At 67.4% G+C, this 18,160-nt stretch carries 18 protein-coding genes; 6 read left to right on the plus strand and 12 right to left on the minus strand.

Translation table 11 applies throughout. The annotated features are described in order from the left end of the window. Positions 1–67 precede the first annotated feature (67 nt). The gene (locus tag ACZZZF_RS04380; protein ID WP_463497208.1) at positions 68–712 is read right to left on the minus strand and encodes an FMN reductase; all 645 of its coding nucleotides are present in this window, start codon (positions 710–712) and stop codon (positions 68–70) included. Position 713: 1 nt separating this feature from the next. Continuing rightward, a complete protein-coding gene (locus tag ACZZZF_RS04385; RefSeq protein WP_463497209.1) occupies positions 714–1,937 on the minus strand; it encodes an LLM class flavin-dependent oxidoreductase in 1,224 nt (407 codons plus the stop codon). Positions 1,938–2,046: 109 nt separating this feature from the next. Here ACZZZF_RS04385 and ACZZZF_RS04390 point away from each other — a divergent pair, with 109 nt between their 5' ends. Both ACZZZF_RS04390 and ACZZZF_RS04395 read left to right on the plus strand, forming a co-directional pair. Then, a complete protein-coding gene (locus ACZZZF_RS04390) occupies positions 2,047–3,204 on the plus strand; it encodes an acyltransferase family protein (RefSeq protein ID WP_463497211.1) in 1,158 nt (385 codons plus the stop codon). Continuing rightward, the gene (locus ACZZZF_RS04395; RefSeq protein ID WP_463497213.1) at positions 3,201–4,064 is read left to right on the plus strand and encodes a serine hydrolase domain-containing protein; all 864 of its coding nucleotides are present in this window, start codon (positions 3,201–3,203) and stop codon (positions 4,062–4,064) included. Before ACZZZF_RS04390 ends, ACZZZF_RS04395 begins: the two co-directional genes overlap by 4 nt. A gap of 13 nt (positions 4,065–4,077) precedes the next feature. On the opposite strand, the gene efeB is transcribed toward ACZZZF_RS04395, so the two are convergent. The 3 genes from efeB to efeU are packed head-to-tail and all read right to left on the minus strand — an operon-like array spanning position 4,078 to position 7,593. Further along, a complete protein-coding gene (efeB, locus tag ACZZZF_RS04400; RefSeq protein ID WP_400340901.1) occupies positions 4,078–5,391 on the minus strand; it encodes an iron uptake transporter deferrochelatase/peroxidase subunit in 1,314 nt (437 codons plus the stop codon). Positions 5,392–5,413: 22 nt separating this feature from the next. Further along, entirely contained in the window at positions 5,414–6,646 is a 1,233-nt protein-coding gene (gene efeO, locus ACZZZF_RS04405) for an iron uptake system protein EfeO (protein ID WP_463497216.1), read from the minus strand. After that, the gene (gene efeU / locus ACZZZF_RS04410; RefSeq protein ID WP_463497219.1) at positions 6,643–7,593 is read right to left on the minus strand and encodes an iron uptake transporter permease EfeU; all 951 of its coding nucleotides are present in this window, start codon (positions 7,591–7,593) and stop codon (positions 6,643–6,645) included. The genes efeO and efeU overlap by 4 nt, the downstream gene beginning before the upstream one ends. A gap of 155 nt (positions 7,594–7,748) precedes the next feature. Here efeU and ACZZZF_RS04415 point away from each other — a divergent pair, with 155 nt between their 5' ends. Beyond that, positions 7,749–8,753: an isopenicillin N synthase family dioxygenase gene (locus ACZZZF_RS04415; RefSeq protein WP_187249516.1), complete on the plus strand. Its 1,005-nt coding sequence runs from the start codon at positions 7,749–7,751 to the stop codon at positions 8,751–8,753. Positions 8,754–8,861: 108 nt separating this feature from the next. On the opposite strand, the gene rpsO is transcribed toward ACZZZF_RS04415, so the two are convergent. Further along, positions 8,862–9,131, minus strand: coding sequence for a 30S ribosomal protein S15 (rpsO, locus tag ACZZZF_RS04420; RefSeq protein ID WP_017203073.1), 270 nt, complete (start codon positions 9,129–9,131; stop codon positions 8,862–8,864). Positions 9,132–9,316: 185 nt separating this feature from the next. On the opposite strand from rpsO, the gene ACZZZF_RS04425 reads away from it, so the two are divergent. Continuing rightward, entirely contained in the window at positions 9,317–10,609 is a 1,293-nt protein-coding gene (locus ACZZZF_RS04425) for an MFS transporter (RefSeq protein WP_463497221.1), read from the plus strand. A gap of 27 nt (positions 10,610–10,636) precedes the next feature. Here the strand turns inward: ACZZZF_RS04425 and ACZZZF_RS04430 are convergent, their stop codons facing one another. The 4 genes from ACZZZF_RS04430 to ACZZZF_RS04445 form a co-directional block, all read right to left on the minus strand. Beyond that, on the minus strand, positions 10,637–11,191 hold the full coding sequence (locus ACZZZF_RS04430; RefSeq protein WP_463497223.1) for a YceI family protein: 555 nt from the start codon (positions 11,189–11,191) through the stop codon (positions 10,637–10,639). Between the two features lie 181 nt (positions 11,192–11,372). Beyond that, positions 11,373–11,741, minus strand: coding sequence for an FKBP-type peptidyl-prolyl cis-trans isomerase (locus ACZZZF_RS04435; protein WP_053095804.1), 369 nt, complete (start codon positions 11,739–11,741; stop codon positions 11,373–11,375). A 219-nt stretch (positions 11,742–11,960) separates the two neighbouring features. Continuing rightward, positions 11,961–12,656: an alpha/beta fold hydrolase gene (locus ACZZZF_RS04440; protein WP_463497225.1), complete on the minus strand. Its 696-nt coding sequence runs from the start codon at positions 12,654–12,656 to the stop codon at positions 11,961–11,963. Positions 12,657–12,668: 12 nt separating this feature from the next. Further along, complete coding sequence (locus ACZZZF_RS04445) at positions 12,669–14,009, minus strand: PrsW family intramembrane metalloprotease (protein ID WP_463497227.1); 1,341 nt, start codon at positions 14,007–14,009, stop codon at positions 12,669–12,671. A gap of 88 nt (positions 14,010–14,097) precedes the next feature. On the opposite strand from ACZZZF_RS04445, the gene ACZZZF_RS04450 reads away from it, so the two are divergent. Beyond that, the gene (locus tag ACZZZF_RS04450; RefSeq protein WP_463497229.1) at positions 14,098–14,964 is read left to right on the plus strand and encodes a fumarylacetoacetate hydrolase family protein; all 867 of its coding nucleotides are present in this window, start codon (positions 14,098–14,100) and stop codon (positions 14,962–14,964) included. Between the two features lie 72 nt (positions 14,965–15,036). On the opposite strand, the gene ACZZZF_RS04455 is transcribed toward ACZZZF_RS04450, so the two are convergent. After that, complete coding sequence (locus ACZZZF_RS04455; RefSeq protein ID WP_053095801.1) at positions 15,037–16,497, minus strand: aspartate ammonia-lyase; 1,461 nt, start codon at positions 16,495–16,497, stop codon at positions 15,037–15,039. A 93-nt stretch (positions 16,498–16,590) separates the two neighbouring features. Beyond that, positions 16,591–17,505 carry a metallophosphoesterase gene (locus ACZZZF_RS04460; protein WP_320488044.1) on the minus strand — a complete coding sequence of 305 codons (915 nt, stop codon included), beginning with the start codon at positions 17,503–17,505 and terminating at the stop codon, positions 16,591–16,593. 80 nt (positions 17,506–17,585) lie between these two features. Here ACZZZF_RS04460 and ACZZZF_RS04465 point away from each other — a divergent pair, with 80 nt between their 5' ends. Next, on the plus strand, positions 17,586–18,152 hold the full coding sequence (locus tag ACZZZF_RS04465) for a TetR/AcrR family transcriptional regulator (protein ID WP_056278461.1): 567 nt from the start codon (positions 17,586–17,588) through the stop codon (positions 18,150–18,152). Positions 18,153–18,160: the final 8 nt, after the last annotated feature.

An 18,160-nucleotide genomic window follows, 5' to 3' on the forward strand; every position in this document is an offset into this window, starting at 1 on the left:
GACTCCCTTCGGACATCGTCTACGGCCTCATGGCCCTGCGCTCATTCCCGGTCGTGCCGGGGATCGATCACTCGCCGGCGAGACCGCCGAGCATGTGGCCGAACGAACGGCCCTCTCCGAGATACGTCGCCGGGTCGTACGGGTCGGCGGCCGCAGCCACCTCGCGCGTCGCGATCGCCTCAGCCAGCTCGCGAGCGCCCTTCTCGACGCGCTTGGCCAGAGGCGCGACGTCGTCGCCGCCCCCGCCCCAGTCGCTCGACGCCGCGAACACACCGGTCGAGACGGCGTCGGCATGCAGGTAGGCGAAGAGCGGACGGATGGCGTAGTCGATGGCGAGCGAGTGCCGAGCCGTGCCGGCGTTCGCTCCGATCAGCACCGGCTTGCCCGTGAGCGCGTCGGGATCGAGCACGTCGATGAACGACTTGAAGAGCCCGTTGTAGCTCGTCGAGAAGATCGGCGTGACGGCGATGAGCGCGTCCGCCGACACCACTGTGTTGATCGCGGTCTCGAGCGCGGGCGGTGCGAATCCGGTGAGCAGGTTGTTCGTGATGTCGTGGGCGTAGTCGCGCAGCTCGATCACGTCGACGCTCGCCTCGATGTCGTGCCCCGCGAGGGCCTTCACGGTCTCGGCCGCGAGGCGATCCGCGAGCATGCGCGTGGACGACGGGTTCGAGAGCCCGGCAGACACGACGGCGATACGACGAGTGGTCATCTCAGGCCCCCTTCCGGCTGAGTCCGAACGCGGCTCCCGCCGGAGCGGGAGAGTCCTGATAGGGCGAATCCCCCGTCAGGTTGTCACCGCGGTTCGCACCCGGACGAGCCTGACGCGTCGGTCCGTCGCCGAACTCGGCCCTCACCCGTGCGGCATGGGTCGGAGCATCCGGCACGCCGGCCGGACGATCCTTCGCCAGCTCCTTGCGCAGCACGGGCACGACCTCGGAACCGAGGATGTCCAGCTGCTCGAGGACGGTCTTCAGCGGAAGGCCCGCGTGGTCGATCAGGAACAGCTGACGCTGGTAGTCGCCGTAGTGCTCGCGCATGGCGGCATAGCGGTCGATGACCTGCTGAGGCGAGCCCACCGTCAGCGGGGTCATCTCGGTGAAGTCCTCCATGCTCGGTCCGTGACCGTACACAGGGGCATTGTCGAAGTAGGGGCGGAACTGATTCACGGCATCCTGCGACTTCGCCGCCATGAACACCTGGCCACCGAGGCCGACGATCCCCTGTTCGGGTGTCCCGTGTCCGTAGTGCGCGTAGCGCTGGCGGTACAGCTCGATCAGGCGCTGGTAGTGCTCCTTGGGCCAGAAGATGTTGTTCGCGAAGAAGCCGTCGCCGTAGTACGCGGCCTGCTCGGCGATCTCCGGGGTGCGGATCGATCCGTGCCACACGAACGGCGCGACTCCGTCGAGCGGACGAGGCGTCGAGGTGAAGCCCTGCAGCGGGGTGCGGAACTTGCCCTCCCAGTTCACGACGTCCTCACGCCACAGCTTGTGCAGCAGGGCGTAGTTCTCGATCGCGAGCGGAAGCCCCTGACGGATGTCCTGACCGAACCAGGGGTACACCGGACCCGTGTTGCCGCGGCCGAGCATGAGGTCCATGCGTCCGTCCGAGACGTGCTGCAGCATCGCGTATTCCTCGGCGATGCGCACCGGGTCGTTGGTCGTGATCAGGGTGGTCGACGTCGAGACGATCAGACGCTCGGTCTGAGCCGCGAGGGCGGCGAGGAACGTCGTGGGGCTCGAGGACCAGAACGGAGGGTTGTGGTGCTCGCCGATCGCGAAGACGTCGAGGCCGACCTCCTCGCTGTGCTTGGCGATCGCGAGGGTCGCCTTGATCCGCTCCTGCTCACTCGGCGTCTCGCCGGTGGTCGGGTCGCGGGTGATGTCGCTGACCGACATGATGCCGAACTGCACCGGGACGCCTGCCTGCTCACTCATGATTGCTCCGTCTTCTCCGAATCGGGTGCCCTGCATCCGGTTCTATTCATTTGAATGTATCTGAGTCAACGCGATGCGAGCAACTTTATTCCCCGAGTAGCCTCAGAGCATGCACAGCGACGGATCCGCCCTGACGAACCCCGCCACCGGATCCGTCCAGAAGCCCCGCAAGCGCGTGCCGTTCTGGGACAACGCGCGATATGCGTGCATCGTCCTCGTGGTGCTCGGCCACGCGATCCAGCGCCTCACCTACGACTCCGACATCGCGCTCGCGGCCTATCTCGCCCTCTACGCCTTCCACATGCCGGCGTTCGCGATCATCTCGGGCTACTTCTCGAAGTCCGGTTCCCCGACGCGTGTGCAGATGGCCAGGGTGATCACCGACATCCTGCTGCCCTACGTGATCTTCGAGTTCCTGTGGACCCTCACGAAATGGCTGGTCGAGGGTCAGGCCGACCCGAACTTCACCAAACCGTCCTGGACCCTCTGGTTCCTCCTGGCGCTCGGCATCTTCCGCCTCGTCCTCCCCTACCTCGCGCTGCTGCGGTGGCCGCTGCTGTGGACCGTCATCATCTCGATCGGCGTGGGCTATCTGCCCAACGTCGACAGCACGTTCTCGCTCTCGCGGACCCTGGGCCTTCTGCCCTTCTTCGCACTCGGCTGGTGGCTGCGCGAACGCGACGTCGTCACTCGCTTCCGCCTCCTCGAGATCCGCCCGTGGTGGATCCGCGTCGTCAGCGTCGTACTCCTCGCCGCGGCAGGATTCTCGGCCTGGCGGTGGATCGATGTCTGGAAGGAGCTCGATCTGCGCCACTGGTTGTTCTACGAGGACGCGTACGCGGACCTCGGCGGAGAGCAGTGGTGGGCCGGCGGAGTGCGCGTCGCACTCATGCTGATGGCAGTGATCCTGAGCGCCGCCTTCTTCGCTCTGATCCCCCGCGGAACCTACTGGTGGACGAAGTTCGGCCAGTACACGATGTACGTGTTCCTGCTCCACTCGTTCGTGCTGTACCCCTTCCGCGAGACCGGGGTGCTGCGCGACCTCGACCCGACGTGGCTGTGGCTGCCGCTCGTGACGCTGCTGTCGGTGGTGCTGGCTCTCGCGCTCGCCACCAAGCCCGTGCGCCGGCTCTTCCGCCCGCTGGTGGAGCCTCGCCCGTCCTGGCTCTTCCGAGACCCCGAGCTGGCTCGACGCGAGGGCCACCGCAGCGACCCGACCGGCTCTCGTCGGCCCCGTCAGGGCGCAGCGGCTAGCCTGAAGGAGTGACGAGAGCCGAGATGATCCGCGACCGCCTCGTGGACCATGCAGACTCGTCGGGGTTCGGGGCTCACGGGCTCCACGTGCTCGTGGGTGACGACGTCGCCGAGCACCGGTGGACTGCCGACGTCCGCGAGGAGATCCACTCGGTTGCGAAGGGCGTGTGCGTCCTCGCGGCCGGAATCGCTGCCGCCGACGGTCTCATCTCGCTCGATGCCCCGATCGCAGAGTACGTGCCGGACCTCACCTTCGGAGACGGCGTCGAGCACCTCACGCTGCGACGACTGCTCTCGATGTCGAGCGGAGTCGATCTCGCCTGGTCGGAGACCATGATGACGGACTGGCCCGATCTCGCACGAGAGTTCCTCTCGCGCCCGTCTCGCGGTCACGTCTTCCAGTACTCCAACGCCAGCACGTACGCGGCGATGATGATCCTGGCCACGCGGACCGGTGACGTCGTCGAGTATCTGCGCCCCCGGCTGCTCGCGCCTCTGGGCTTCGACGACCTCGAGTGGGAGCGGTGCCCGCAGGGACGCATCGTCGCGGGAGGCGGCATCGCACTGCGCACGGAGGAGATGGCGCGCCTCGGTCGGCTGATCCGCGACCGTGGCGAATGGCAGGGCCGACGACTCGTGCCGACCGAGATCATCGACGCGATGCACTCCGACTGGGTGGTCGCCGGTGAGAATGCCGGTTACGAGCGCTATGCGCTCGCGGGCTGGGACGGCCCGGGCCAGGTGTGGCGCCTGCACGGGGCGTACGGACAGCTGCTGATATTCGGTGAGGATGCCGTCGTCACGATCACAGCCGACGACCATTTCGGTGCGGATGCCTACGCGACCTTTGTCGCGGAGACGCTGCGCTCCTGACCCTCGACCGGCATCAGGCGAAGAGGTCGGCGCCGACGAACGAGCCCGGCTTCGAGCCTCCGGGGACCGCCCAGATCCCTGACCCGACATGCGTGACGTACTCATTCATCCGATCCGTCGACAGCCGGCGCTGCAGCGAGACGAACTGAGCGGGATCCCGCTGGTACGACAGGAAGAAGAGCCCCGCGTCCAGCCGTCCGAGATCGTTGTTGCCGTTGACGTAGTTGAATCCTCGCCGCAGGATCCGGATGCCGTCGTTCTGGTCCGGATGCGCGAGACGCACGTGCGCGTTCTGATCGATGGCCGACGTACCGAAATCCGGCGCCGCGAACTCGTCGCCGCCGGAGAGCGGAGCGCCCTCGCCCTTGTCTCGCCCGATGATGGTGTTCTGCTCGGAGAGCCGCACGCGGTCCCAGGTCTCGATCCGCATCGCGATCTTGCGCGCCACGAGGTACGACCCGCCGACCATCCACTCGGGCCTGTCATCGGGGCCGAGCCACACGTTCTCGTCGAGGGCGACGGAGTCATCGGCGAGGATGTTCGCGGTCCCGTCCTTGAAGCCGAACAGGTTGCGGGGCGTCGCCTGCGCCGACGTCGTGCGGGACGTCTTGCCGAACCCGAGCTGGGACCAACGCAGCTTGGCACGACCGAAGGCGATGCGGCTCAGGTTGCGGATCGCGTGCACGGCGACCTGGGGGTCGTCGGCGCACGCCTGGATGCAGAGATCGCCGTGCGAGGTCTGCGGGTCGAGATCGTCGCCGAGGAAGGCGGGAAGCCTCTCGAGCCGCTCGGGACGCAGGGAGGCGATGCCGTACCGGTCGCCCTCGTCGCTCTCGAACAGCGTCGGGCCGAAGCCGAACGTGATCGTGAGGCCGGCTGCCGTCAGCCCGAGAGCCTCGCCCGTGTCATCCGGCGGCACCTCCGCATCGCCCCCGACAGCGCCGGTGGCACTCACCTCGAGCCCCTGCGTCATCCGCGAGGCGGCATAAGTCCAATCCTGCAGCAGCGAGACCAGGTCTTCGCGGTCGGTGCGAGGCATCATGTCGAAGGAGGCGAAATGCAGATGCTCCTGCACGGGCGTCGTGATTCCCGCCTGATGGGCGCCGAAGAAGTCGTACGCACGCTGGGCGTCCGCTTCTGCTCTCGCGCGTCCGAGCGCGACTCCCCCCGACAGTCCGGCGCCGACTCCGACGGCGAGGGACGCGACGCCGCCGCCGAGTGCCAGTCCGAGGAGTCCGCGCCGGCTGAGACCCGTGGCCGAGGATGCCGCGGCCGCCGACTCCGGGAGGGAGTCGGCAGCTGCAGCGTCCTTCGCGCTGTCGTTCATGTGCGAGACCGTGTCCGTCGGATCAGTCGAGGACGGTGCCGGTGAGCTGCGAGAGCGGCTCTGCGAGGGCGTTGATGAGATCGGTGAACTCGCGCTTGTCCGCATCGGTGAGCTCGGCGTAGCCGACGAAGCCGTCGGAGAGCGAGCCGTGCGCCGCGAGGGATTCCTCGAGAGCGGAGTATCCGCCTTCGATCTCGGTCACGAGCTCCGCGCCTTCATCCCCCTGTGCCGTGGCGAAATCCTGAACGAGCGAGAACGCCATCTTCGACCCCTCGACGTTCGCGGCGAAGTCGTACAGGTCGGTGCCGGACCACCAGTCCTCCTCGCCGGAGATCTTGCCCGTCGCCACTTCGTCGAGCAGCGCGATCGCGCCGTTCGAGATGCCGCCGATCCCCTGGTCGTCGAGAGCCGCGGTGAAGTCGTCCGAGTGCACGTAGTCGTAGAGCTCCTGCACGTCGGCGATCAGCTGGTCGCCGTACTCGGCGCGCTCCTCCGTCGTCGACGGTGCCCAGTCCTGCCATGCGGGCGTCTCGCCGTCGGCGTTGAGGGCGTCCTGCGCCGGCACCCAGAGGTCCTTCTCGATGCGGTGGAAGCCCGTCCAGTCGAGGCCCTCCGCCACAGCGTCGACCTCGCGGTAGTCGATGCGGGGGTCGAGCGTCCCGAGCGCTTCGGCGACGGGCTCGATGCGCTCGTAGAACGCGCGCGTCTGGGGGAACAGCGCTCGCGCGGCCTCATCATCGCCGGACTCATAGGCGGTGACGAACTCGTCGACCGACGGAACCAGCTGACCGACCTGGTCCTTGACGAAGGCGGCGTAGAGGTCGACGGCCTGCTGCTTCTGATCGGCATCCTCGCCGTCGACCGCGACCCGGTCGCCGGTCACGGTGAACGCGGACTTGCCGACCCCCTCGCCGATCATGCCCGGCTTGCACAGCGTGAAGTACTCCCCCGGCTGAGCCACCACCGTGAGGGTCCGCGACGCTGAGGGCGCGATGTTCTCGACCTCGCCGACGATGCGGAGGCCGTCTTCTGCGAGCAGATAGAACTCCGAGGTCTGCGCGCTGTCGTTCTTCACATCGAACGTGAGTGTGCCGCTCTGGGCGGTCGCAGCCGAGACGGCGCACGCCGAGTCGGTCGACGAGACGTCGAAGGATGCACCCGCGGCGACATCGCTCTTGGCGACGCACCCGCTGAGGACGAGTGCTGCCGCGCCTGCTGCGGCGACGGCACCGAGGATTCGGCGAGAGGTGGTCATGCTGCTCCTTGCTGGGTGAGAGTGGATGCCGACGTGTCCCGGCCAGGGGACGTCTGCACATGTGGGGAGGCGGACCGGCGTGACCGGAGCCCCCGGATGAAGAAGAGCCCGACGACGACGACGTACACGGTCCAAGCCGTGACCTGGAGCCACGTCATCCGTGGCATGAAGCCGACGGTCGCCTGCAGGATGGTCGCCCAGGCACTGTCGGGCGCGATCACGTTCGTGACATCGAAGGCCCAGCCGAAGGGGAATGCCACCCAGCCGAGAGCGACCGCCCCGGTGGCCGCGTCGATCGGTGCCGCCGCGGTGAACGGTCCCGGCAACGCGCCGGCCTCCTGGAGGTCCATGATCGCGTAGGCGAGCACCCCGGCTGCGACGATGACGAGGAACCCACTGGTCCAGGTGAAGAACCGGCGAAGGTCGAGCCGGACGGCGCCGCGGGCGAGCGCCCAGCCGATCACCACGGCGGCGAGAAGCCCGAGCACCGCGCCGAGCAGCGCCGACGGAGCATCGCCGAAGGACTGCACCATCGACCACAGCAGAAGAGTCGTCTCGATCCCCTCGCGTGCCACCGAGACGAAGCCGATCGCGATCAGCGCCCAGACGCCGCCCTGTGTGAGCGCGCGGTCGAGTCCGCCCTCGAGGGTCGCCTTCATCGTGCGCCCGGCCTTCTGCATCCAGAAGATCATCCAGGTCACCATGCCCACCGCGAGCAGCGACAGTAGTCCGCCGATCAGCTCCTGAGCCTCGAAGGTCAGCGAGTACGCACCGAAGGTCAGGACGGCCCCGATGCCGAGTGCGAGGACGATCGCCAGGCCGACCCCCGCCCAGAGCCTGGGCAACGCGTCACCGCGACCGAGCCTGCGCAGGTAGGCGACGAGGATGCCGACGACGATCGCGGCTTCGAGGCCTTCACGAAGACCGATGAGAAAAGTGGCGAGCACGGAGGGAACTCTCTGGGAAAGACTGAGGTAAGGCATCCCTTACTTCAGAGACATTAGCACCCCTTCCGCTCGCGCCTCGCACGCACGCGATCGCCTCTCGGTAATTCGGCGCAACACTGAACCGCACTCGCCCAGACCCGATCTACGCTCGGTGAATGGCTGATCTCTCGCTTCCCATCCTCGACCTGTCCCAGCTCGATGCCGGTCCCGAAGCCGCTGCTCGGTTCCGCGACGACCTTCGCGCGGCCACGCACGACGTGGGCTTCTTCTATCTCACCGGCACAGGCGTCTCCCCCGAGCTGGAGGCGAGGTTGCACCGCGCGGCGCTCGATTTCTTCGCGCTGCCCGACGACGAGAAGCTCGCGATCGAGAACGTCAAGAGTCCTCATTTCCGCGGGTACACGCGGGTCGGCGGCGAGCGGACGCAGGGCAAGGTCGATTGGCGCGAGCAGATCGACATCGGCCCCGAGCGCGAGCCTGTCGAGGGCGGTCCGGCCTTCAATCGACTCGTCGGCCCGAATCTGTGGCCCTCCGCACAGCCCGAGCTCAAAGCGGTGATCACCGAGTGGCACGACACGCTGACAGAGGTCGCCCGCAAGCTCCTGCGCGCCTGGGCCGTCACGCTCGGGGCGGACGAGTCGTACTTCGACGAGCCCTTCCGTGATCCGTCGACGCTGATCAAGATCGTCCGCTACCCCGGCACCCACGAACCCGAGCCGCAGCAGGGCGTCGGAGCGCACAAGGACTCCGGAGTGCTGACCCTGCTCTGGGTCGAGCCCGGCAAGGGCGGCCTGCAGGTCGAACGAGACGGCGAGTGGGTGTCAGCCCCGTCCGTCCCGGGCGCGTTCGTCGTCAACATCGGCGAGCTGCTGGAGTACGCGACCGGCGGCTACCTCAAGGCGACCAACCACCGCGTCATCTCCCCTCGGGCACCCGAAGAGCGCATCTCCATCCCGTTCTTCTTCAACCCCGCGCTCGATCAGCAGCTGCCGCTTCTCGAGCTTCCCGCAGATCTCGCCGCGGCGGCGACCGGCATCACCGAGGACCCGAGCAACCCCATCCATGCCACCTATGGCGAGAACGCCATGAAGTCGCGACTGCGTGCGCACCCCGACGTGGCTGCGATCCACCACCCCGACCTGGTCGGCACGAACGCCTGACCCGGGGAGGCGCCGCACGCCTCCCCCCGAACATGACGAAGGCCGCCCCACACCTGGGGCGGCCTTCTCAAGAATGTTCTGCGCGATTGTACGCTGGCTCGCTCCGCGTTATCGGCGGAGACCCAGGCGTGCGATCAGCGAGCGGTAACGCTCGATGTCGACGCTCTGGAGATAGCCGAGCAGACGACGGCGCTGACCCACGAGCAGGAACAGGCCACGACGCGAGTGGTGGTCGTGCTTGTGCTCCTTCAGGTGCTCCGTGAGGTCCTTGATGCGCTGCGTCAGCATCGCGGCCTGCACCTCGGGGGATCCGGTGTCACCGGGGTGCGTCGCGTACTCTTCGATGATCGCCTTCTTGACGTCTGCTTCCAGTGCCATAGATTCGATCCCCTCTCTGCTTGTTGCGCGGTGCCCGACGCCTGATGCGGGAGCTCTCTTTATCCGCGGCCGATCAAACGGCAACCTGAAGAGTCTACCAGGACTCGATGCCGCTGGGTGACCGTGCCCACGCCCGCCCGACGGCACCTCGGATACTCTCGAATCATGCATGACGGATACGCGGCGTGAGCGCTGCACGCAGCCATCTGATCGATCTCAGCCCCCTGCGGGCCAGCCCTGCGTTCGCACGCATGTGGATCGGCTCGGTGCTCGCGGGGATCGGCGGGCAGCTGACGATCGTCACGGTGATGCTGCACGTCTTCGCGCTCACCGGAAGCACCTTCGCGGTATCGATGATCGCGGTCGCCGGACTCGTCCCCATGATCCTCGCCGGCCTCTACGGCGGGATGCTCGCGGACGCGTTCGACCGCCGCCGCGTGGCGTTGGTCGCGGCCACGGTGACCTTCGCCTCGACCGCGTTGCTCGCCGCGCTCACCTGGACCGGTGCGGAGACGATCTGGTGGCTCTATGTGCTGAGCATCGTCAACTCCGCCGCGAACTCGGTCGGCATGGCCACCCGGACCGCGATCGTGCCACGGCTCATCCCCCGCGACAAGCTGGCCGCCGCGTCCGCGCTCAACGGAGTGGCGTTCGGCCTCACCGTGATGGCCGGCCCCGCGATAGCCGGCATACTCGTCGCGCTGACAGGCTACGGGTGGACTTACACACTCGACGTCATCCTGATGCTGTCGATGTTCCTCGGCCTGTGGAGTCTCCCTCCGCTGCGGCCGGAAGGGGACATCGTGCGGCCGGGGTTCGCATCACTCGTGGACGGGTGGAGGTTCCTGCGCCGCGCGAACAACATCCGAATGCAATACGTGGTCGACATCATCGCCATGACATTCGGGCAGCCCCTCGTGCTCTTCCCTGCACTCGGCACCCTTCTGCTGGGCGGCGGAGCGGTGACCACCGGCATCCTCACCGCAGCCGTCGCCGCGGGCACATTCGCATCGAGCCTCTTCTCCGGTCGGGTCGTGCAGTACCGCTGGCACGGACGCGGCATCGAGCGCGCGGTCGAGGCCTATGGCGCGTCCATCCTGCTCTTCGGCGTGGTCCTGGTCATCGGAGCCATCTCTGCCGGGGCGACCGAGGCGACGCCGAACGTCGGGCTGATCATCGCCTCGTGCATCGCGCTCGCGCTCTCCGGCGCATCCGACAACATCAGCTCGATCTATCGCAACACGATGATGCAGGCGGCCGTGCCCGACACCATGCGCGGTCGACTGCAGGGGGTCTTCATCATCGTGGTCGCCGGCGGCCCCCGGATCGGCGCCCTCTACGCGGGCACGCTCGCGACCCTCACGACCCTGTGGTTCCCGCCGCTGCTGGGCGGATTGCTGGTGATCACCCTGGTCGCCCTGCTCGCACGGCGCAGCCCGGGATTCCGCGGCTACGACGCAGAGAACCCCGAGCCCTGAGGGCCCGGGGTTCTCGAGATCAGGTGATCAGTCCTGCTGCAGAGCGCCCTGCAGGTCGAGGCTGATCGTGACGTCCTTGCCGACGAGCACGCCGCCGGTCTCGAGCGCGGCGTTCCACGTCAGGCCGAAGTCCTCGCGGTTGATGACCGTCTTGGCCGATGCGCCGGCCTTGTAGTTGCCCCACGGGTCGGAGCCGAAGCCACCGAAGTCGAGCTCGAAGCTGACGGGCTTGGTGATGCCGCGGATCGTCAGGTCGCCGTCGACGAAGAGCTCGCCGTCGTCGGCGCGCGCACCCGTCGACACGAACTCCATCGTGGGGAAGTTCTCGGTGTCGAAGAAGTCGCCGGAGCGCAGGTGCGTGTCGCGCCCCTCGTCCTTGGTGTCGATCGAGGTGACGTCGACGCTCGCCTCGACGCGGGCCTCGAGCGGGTTCTCGGGAGCGATCAGCGTCGCGCTCTTGACGCCGAACGTGCCGCGCACCTTCGAGATCATCATGTGGCGCACGCTGAACGTGACCTCGCTGTGCGACGGGTCGAGCACCCAGGTGCCGGGACGGTAGCCGGGAATGTCGATGCTGGTCATGGTTTCTCCTCTGGAGACATCAGCCGCATGTGTGCGGCAACGGATGAGGGGCCGTGTTCACGGCGTCACGCGTAACAACTTACATGCACATGCATGTATTCCCCTGAATGCGGATATTTCCTCGGGCGACGAAAAGGCGCCGAGCCCGCAGTGGGCCCGGCGCCTTCCGGCGTCGATCGGGTCAGCCGACGGCGACGAGATCGATGATGAAGATGAGGGTCTTGCCCGAGAGGAAGTGGCCTCCTCCGACCGGGCCGTATGCGAGGTGCGGCGGGATGACGAGCTCGCGCCGTCCGCCTTCCTTCATGCCCGGGATGCCGTCCTGCCACCCCTGGATCAGGCCGCGAAGCGGGAACTGGATGGTCTCGCCGCGACCCCACGACGAGTCGAACTCCTCGCCCGATTCGAACTCGACACCGGCGTAGTGCACGGTGACCGTGTCGCCGGGCTTGGCCTCGGCTCCGTCTCCCTCGATGATGTCGCGGATCACGAGCTCCGCGGGGGCGGGTCCGGTGGGGGCGTCGAACTCAGGCTTTGTGCGATCAGTCATGTCCTCCATCAAACCCGAGTCGCACGGCGCGGGTCAACGCGATCGCTCCGCTGAGGGCGAAACGGCGATGCCGCCCGTCGACTGCCCCTAAGCCCTTGACACCCGCGCACACCGGGTGCACCCTGTTTACAGATCAACTCAGCGCCCGGTAGACATGCAGGCATCGCCGCAGCACCGGGCGCTGAGTCTTGGTACGGAACCTGCTTGACGGCTCGAGCATCATGACGCTTGCTGCTCCTGCGCGTAGGCGATCAGCATCGATGCGAGCTCTTCGGGCCGGCTGAGGGCGACACAGTGACTCCCCTCGATCTCGTCGGCGACGATGCCCAGGCGCTTCCGGGCGAGGTCGCGAAGGAATGCGGGCGGGAAGAATCTGTCCTCCGTGCAGACGACGAACCGAGTGGGAACAGAGGGCCAGGCCGTGAGCGGCCACGGGACGGCCATTGATGCGACCGACGGATGTGCTCTCTCCCGACCGATCGCCTCGTCGGCGAGCGCTCGCGGCACGTCGTGATAGAAGCCGATGTGCGGATCGTCGTTGCCGGTGAGGCCTCCGTCGCGGGCTGCCTGCGCCGCCACGGCATCCTCGAATCCGGTGTTGGACCACCACTCGTCCGGACGCTCCCCCGGGTCGGGAATCATCGCCGCCAGCATCACGAGCACGTCCGCCGCCAATCTCTCGGCGACGATCGGTGCGGTGAATCCCCCGAACGAATGGCCGACCACGACACCGCCCCGTCTCGCGTCTGCCGCGGTCACGACGGCATCCGCGTAGTCGGTGAGAGTGAGGGACTCGTCATCGCCCGGCAGGTCGGGTGCGATCACCTCATGTCCGCGCTCCCGCAGGACGGCGGCGAGCCGATGCCATGACCACCCCGTGTCTCCTGCTCCGTGCACGAGGATGAAGAGGGCCATGATCAGCGGGTCTCAGTAGGCCAGCAGAGCAGCCCGAGTGGCGCGGGTTCGGGCGAGCAGCGCCTGCTCGTCCGCCGGTGCCATAGGGTCGCGCCCCGTTATCGCGCGCTGACGGACGGATGCCAGCATGGTGGCGTCCTTGATGAACTCGCGCATCAGCGGACGCCGATCGCCCCGAAGCTGCGACGCCCATGCCAGGCCGGTCTTGCGCCCGGCGGGAGTCGCGAGCATCGTGACCTCCTCGGGGGTGAACCACCCGGCGGCCGCGTAATCGCCCAGACGCGCCTTCGTGAGGCGAGACTCCTCGCGCCTCAACGCGATGATCCCCACGATGAACCCCACGAACAGCGGCACCTGGAGGACGAAGTAGAGGAGGAAGAAGTTCGCGAAGGACGATCCGTTCCACAGGCCGTGGAGCACCATCGCCCCCAGCATCCCGAGCAGACCGAACCCGAGTGCGGCCCCTGTCGACGCGTGCCGTCGAGCGGCCAGGCCGATGGCGAGACCCGTCAGCGATGTGAACATCGCGTGGGCGAAGGGCGACATGATCGCCCGAAGGATGAACGTCACCGTCAGCTGCTCGCCGCCGCCCTCGATGAGGCTGATCGCGAAGTACTGGATGTTCTCGGTGAACGCGAAGCCGGCACCGACCAGCGCCCCGTAGACGATCCCGTCGACCGGACCGTCGAACGAGCGACGCGCGATCAGGAAGATCAGGAAGACTCCGAAACCCTTCCAGAACTCCTCGACGATCGGCGCCTGGATGACGGCGCCCGCCACTTCTCCCCGGAACCCCAGGAGCGCGGTCAGCCCGAGGTCGACGAGGAGCGTGAGTCCCACGGCGGCGATCGCACCCCAGGCGATCGCGAAGAACACCAGCGACTTGGGCTCGGGTTCCCACCGGTCGATCATACGGACGACGAAGAAGACGATGGCGAGCGGGACGAGCGCGAGGACGAGGCCGATGATCGATGCGAGCGGACCCAGGAACAGACCGAAGTAGGCGATGAGCCCGAGCATCAGCAGACCGAGGAAGCCGAACAGCGCGAACAGCGCGACGCGTCCGCCTCGGCGTGCCGCCGGCAGGGCAGGAAGACCGGGGGCAGGCGAGGGTGCGGCCGGAGCGGGAGGCGAATACGGGGTCGGCTGAGCGAGGACCGAGGCGTACTGAGGACGCTGGGAGAACTGCGGCGGGGCGTAGTTCGACTGCGCGTACTGCTGCGCCGAATACTGCGGGGGCTGCGCAGCATACTGCTGGGGATACGTCGGCGGCTGCTGGGGATACGTCGGCGGCTGCTGCTGCGCGGGCGGCGGCGTGTACGGCGATGGCTGGGACGGTCCTCCGGAACTCATAGCCAAAGCATATGGCGAACAACCAACTTCGCCCGGGTCTGGCGACTTCCTCCAGGCAATCGAGCCGAGCAGCGGATAGCGTAGGAGCATGCGGTTCGCTCATCTGCGTCGTGCCGACTCTCCCGCTGCGCATCTCGCAGTGGTGGAGGGTGCCGATGCCATCCTCGTCTCCAATCTCCTTCCCGACCCCCCTGCGACGCTTCAGCAGCTGATCGAAGGGGGCGAGCAGACGCTCACCGCTCTTCGCTCGGCCCTCGACGGCGATGCTCCGCGGCACCCGCTCGACGGGTGGAGCTTCGCCTCAGCGGTCATCGCTCCCCCGGCGGTCCTCGCGGTCGGCCTCAACTACGCGGCTCACTCGAGCGAGCTCGGTCTGAAGACCGACGCCGCTCCGACCGTGTTCACCCTGTGGCCGAACTCGCTGACAGGCCACGAGCAGACGACGTCGTGGCCGCGTTCGCTGAGCGAGGCTGTGGACTACGAGGCGGAGCTCGGTGTGCTGATCGGCACCCCGGCGAAGGATGTCGCAGAGGCCGACGCGCTCTCGCACGTCTGGGGCTACACCGTCGTGAACGACATCACCGCGCGGAACGTCCAGTTCTCTGAAGCGCAGTGGTCACGGTGCAAGTCGTTCGACGGCTTCACCCCGACCGGTCCCTTCGCCGTCACGGCCGACGAGGTCGCCGACCCGCAGGACCTGCACATCTGGGCGATCGTCGACGGCCAGACCGTCCAGGACGCGAGCACGGATCAGATGGTGCGGTCGGTCGCGAAGCTCATCGCGCATCTCTCGCAGTCCCTGACGCTGCTTCCCGGCACCCTGATCTCCACCGGGAGCCCCGGCGGTGCCGGATACTCTCGAGACCCCCAGATCTTCCTCCGGGATCGTTCGACGGTGACGGTCGGCATCGACGGCATCGGCGAGCTCACCACCCACTGTCGCGTGCTGGACTGATCCCCCGCTCGCTCTGTGACACACGGAAGGGCCCCGGCGAGATGTCGCCGGGGCCCTTCCGTGTGCTCGGAGTCAGATCTCGATGAGGTCCTCGGACCCGATCACCGGGATCGCGGCCGTGATGGCCTCGAGTCCCGACAGGCGCGCGGGCGACAACTGCTTGATGACCTCTTCGCGAGACATCAGTCCGGCTTCGACGACCAGGTCGGCGACGTTCCTGTTCGTCAGCAGCGCGGTCTTGGCCAGCGCCGCCGCGGCGGCGTATCCGATGAACGGCGTGAGTGCTGTGATGACGCCGACCGAAGCGCCGACCATGGCGCCGAGGCGGTCTCGGTTCGCCGTGATGCCATCGACGCAGTTGACGCGCAGCGTCCACATCGCCTGACGCATCCAGGTGATGGACTGGAAGATCGAGTGGGCGATCACGGGCTCGAACGCGTTGAGCTGGAGCTGCCCGGCCTCGGCCGCCATCGTCACCGTCATGTCGGCGCCGGCGACCGCGAACGCCACCTGGTTGACGACCTCCGGGATCACCGGGTTGACCTTGCCCGGCATGATGCTGGAACCGGCCTGCATCGCCGGCAGGTTGATCTCGCCGAAGCCCGCCTGCGGACCCGACGACAGCAGTCGCAGGTCGTTGCAGATCTTCGACAGCTTCATGGCGTTGCGCTTCAGGGTCGACGAGAACGACATGAACGAGCCGGTGTCGCTGGTCGCCTCGACGAGGTCGCCGGCCGTCACCAGGTCGAGTCCGGTGATCTCGCGCAGATGCTTCAGCACAGCGGGTGCGTAGTCGACGTGCGTGGTGATGCCGGTGCCGATGGCGGTCGCACCCATGTTGATCTCGAACATCAGCGAGGCGTTCTCGGTGAGGCGCGTGTGATCGTAGCCGAGGGTCGAAGCGAAGCCGTGGAACTCCTGACCCAGAGTCATGGGAACGGCGTCCTGCAGCTGCGTGCGTCCGACCTTGAGCACATCGTGGAACTCGTGCGACTTGTGCAGGAACGAGATGCGCAGCAGATCGAGCTCTTCGAGCAGCGAGCGGAGTGTCAGAGAGAGACCGATCTTGACCGCCGTCGGGTAGACGTCGTTGGTCGACTGACTGCGGTTCGTGTGATCGATCGGCGAGAGGAACGCGTAGTCGCCCTTCTCGCGTCCGGCGAGCTCGAGGGCGATGTTGGTGATGACCTCGTTGGCGTTCATGTTCGTCGACGTGCCGGCACCGCCCTGGATCACACCGACGGTGAACTGATCGTGGAACTCTCCGTCGATGACACGCTGGGCGGCCCGATCGATCAGGTCCGCACGCTCGGGGTCGAGGACGCCGATCTCGCGGTTCGCTCTGGCGCTGGCCTGCTTGACCATCGCGAGTGCGACGACGAGGTCCGGATAGACCGAGATCGGACGCTTGGTGATCGGGAAGTTCGCGTCGGCGCGGGCGGTGTGGATCCCCCAGTACGCGTCGGCGGGAATCTCCATGCTCCCGAGCGAATCGGTCTCGGTGCGGGTGGGGGCAGGCGCGGCAGAAGCCATGTCACATCCTTGTGGGTAGTGGCGAGTGTGTGGTGCGGGGGATGCATCCAGTCTACGCCTGCGTGCATGCACGGCCAGGGATACGACGGCGGGTCAGCGTTTGCGAGAGAAAGCCTCGAGACGCTCTGCCGGGCTGAGACGGGCCATTCTCTCCAGCCACGCCATCGAGAAGTGATCGCCGGTCGGCGCGTCGGTCACGGGCACCACGGTGTGGGTGATCGTCTCGGGTCGTACATGCACGATCTGGAACGCCTGCGCCGCATCCATGCCGTTCACATCGGCGGCCGGACGAGCGACATTCATCGTGTAGCAGGTCGCCGAGGACACGCTGACAGGCACGCCCGCGAAGGTGCCGTGCGACGAGTAATGCAGGTGGCCGGCGAGGATACCGCGCACGTCCGTGTCACGAATGACCTCTGCGAGTTCGTCCTGGTGCCGCAGCTCGAGTATGTCGAAGAGCGGAAGGTGGCTCGGGAGCGGCGGGTGGTGCATCGCGAGCAGCGTGCCGTGCGGCGCCGGTTGCTTCAGGATCTCCGCCAGCCATGAGAGCTGGCCGGGGTCCAGGTCGCCGTGATGCCATCCGGGCACACTCGTGTCGAGGGCGATCAGGCGCAGACCGTCGAGGTCCCATGCGCCCGTCACGGGCTCCTCCGTCGCGGGCAGGTCGAGCAGCCCCTCGCGCAGCGCCGGCCGCTCGTCGTGGTTGCCGGCAACCCAGACGACGGTCGTCCCCAGCTCCTGCGCCACCGGCTCGACGGCGCGGCGGAGACGGCGATACGCATCCGGCTCCCCCAGGTCGGCCAGGTCGCCGGTGATGACGATCGCCGACGGGTGCGGGTGCACGGCCCTGATCGCCTCAAGGGTGCGAGCGAAGTTCGACTCGACGTCGTATCGTCCGCCGAGCCGCGCTCCACCCGCGAGGAAGTGCGGGTCGCTCACATGGATGATGACGTGCGAGGCGGGATCATGGCGACCGAAGACGAAGCCGCTGTCGGAAGGCGCTGACATGGTCTCAGCCTAGGCCGCGGCGCGACACCGGACGGGCGACGACTCCACGGCAGCTGTAGTAGTCGCGATACAGTGCTCGGATGGCGAAGAACGAGACACGGCGACGGATCATCGCGGATGCAGGGCTGACCGTTCTGGCGACCGATGGCTCTCGCGGTCTCACCCACCGAGCCGTGGACATCGTCGCGGCCGTGCCGGTGGGCACCACCTCGAACTACTTCCGCAGCCGAGAGGCACTCATCGCGGGCCTCGTCGATCGGATCGGCGAGCGTCTCGCCCCCAGCGACGACGACCTCGCACGGCGGTCATCGGAGGAACCGAGCAGAGAGCTCTTCGCCGAGTACATCCGCGACATCGTGCGTCGCCTCACCGACGACCGCGACGTCACACTCGCACTGTTCGAGCTGCGGCTCGAGAGCAGCCGCCGCCCCGAGGTCGGCGCCCTTCTCGGCGCGTGGCAGCGAGCGGGGTTCGACGCGGACGTCGCTTTCAACGCGGGAGCGGGTCTTCCGGGCGGTCGCCGAGAGATCGCGCTATTCCACTATGCGATCGACGGCCTGCTGCTCGATCGGCTCACGACCCCGATCGATCCGGACACCACCACCGACGAGATCGTCGACGACCTCGTCGCCGGTCTCCTCCGCTGACGCCCTCC

The organism is Microbacterium sp. AC215 (assembly GCF_979258645.1).

Bases quoted from the DNA above. Each gene is read 5' to 3' on its own strand.
- ACZZZF_RS04415 (WP_187249516.1), top strand. From the start codon at position 7,749: ATGGCTGATCTCTCGCTTCCCATCCTCGACCTGTCCCAGCTCGATGCC.
- rpsO (WP_017203073.1), bottom strand. From the start codon at position 9,131: ATGGCACTGGAAGCAGACGTCAAGAAGGCGATCATCGAAGAGTACGCG.
- ACZZZF_RS04430 (WP_463497223.1), bottom strand. From the start codon at position 11,191: ATGACCAGCATCGACATTCCCGGCTACCGTCCCGGCACCTGGGTGCTC.
- ACZZZF_RS04460 (WP_320488044.1), bottom strand. From the start codon at position 17,505: ATGTCAGCGCCTTCCGACAGCGGCTTCGTCTTCGGTCGCCATGATCCC.
- ACZZZF_RS04390 (WP_463497211.1), top strand. From the start codon at position 2,047: ATGCACAGCGACGGATCCGCCCTGACGAACCCCGCCACCGGATCCGTC.
- ACZZZF_RS04380 (WP_463497208.1), bottom strand. From the start codon at position 712: ATGACCACTCGTCGTATCGCCGTCGTGTCTGCCGGGCTCTCGAACCCG.
- ACZZZF_RS04465 (WP_056278461.1), top strand. From the start codon at position 17,586: ATGGCGAAGAACGAGACACGGCGACGGATCATCGCGGATGCAGGGCTG.
- ACZZZF_RS04450 (WP_463497229.1), top strand. From the start codon at position 14,098: ATGCGGTTCGCTCATCTGCGTCGTGCCGACTCTCCCGCTGCGCATCTC.
- ACZZZF_RS04385 (WP_463497209.1), bottom strand. From the start codon at position 1,937: ATGAGTGAGCAGGCAGGCGTCCCGGTGCAGTTCGGCATCATGTCGGTC.
- efeB (WP_400340901.1), bottom strand. From the start codon at position 5,391: ATGAACGACAGCGCGAAGGACGCTGCAGCTGCCGACTCCCTCCCGGAG.
- ACZZZF_RS04445 (WP_463497227.1), bottom strand. From the start codon at position 14,009: ATGAGTTCCGGAGGACCGTCCCAGCCATCGCCGTACACGCCGCCGCCC.
- ACZZZF_RS04440 (WP_463497225.1), bottom strand. From the start codon at position 12,656: ATGGCCCTCTTCATCCTCGTGCACGGAGCAGGAGACACGGGGTGGTCA.
- ACZZZF_RS04435 (WP_053095804.1), bottom strand. From the start codon at position 11,741: ATGACTGATCGCACAAAGCCTGAGTTCGACGCCCCCACCGGACCCGCC.
- efeO (WP_463497216.1), bottom strand. From the start codon at position 6,646: ATGACCACCTCTCGCCGAATCCTCGGTGCCGTCGCCGCAGCAGGCGCG.
- ACZZZF_RS04455 (WP_053095801.1), bottom strand. From the start codon at position 16,497: ATGGCTTCTGCCGCGCCTGCCCCCACCCGCACCGAGACCGATTCGCTC.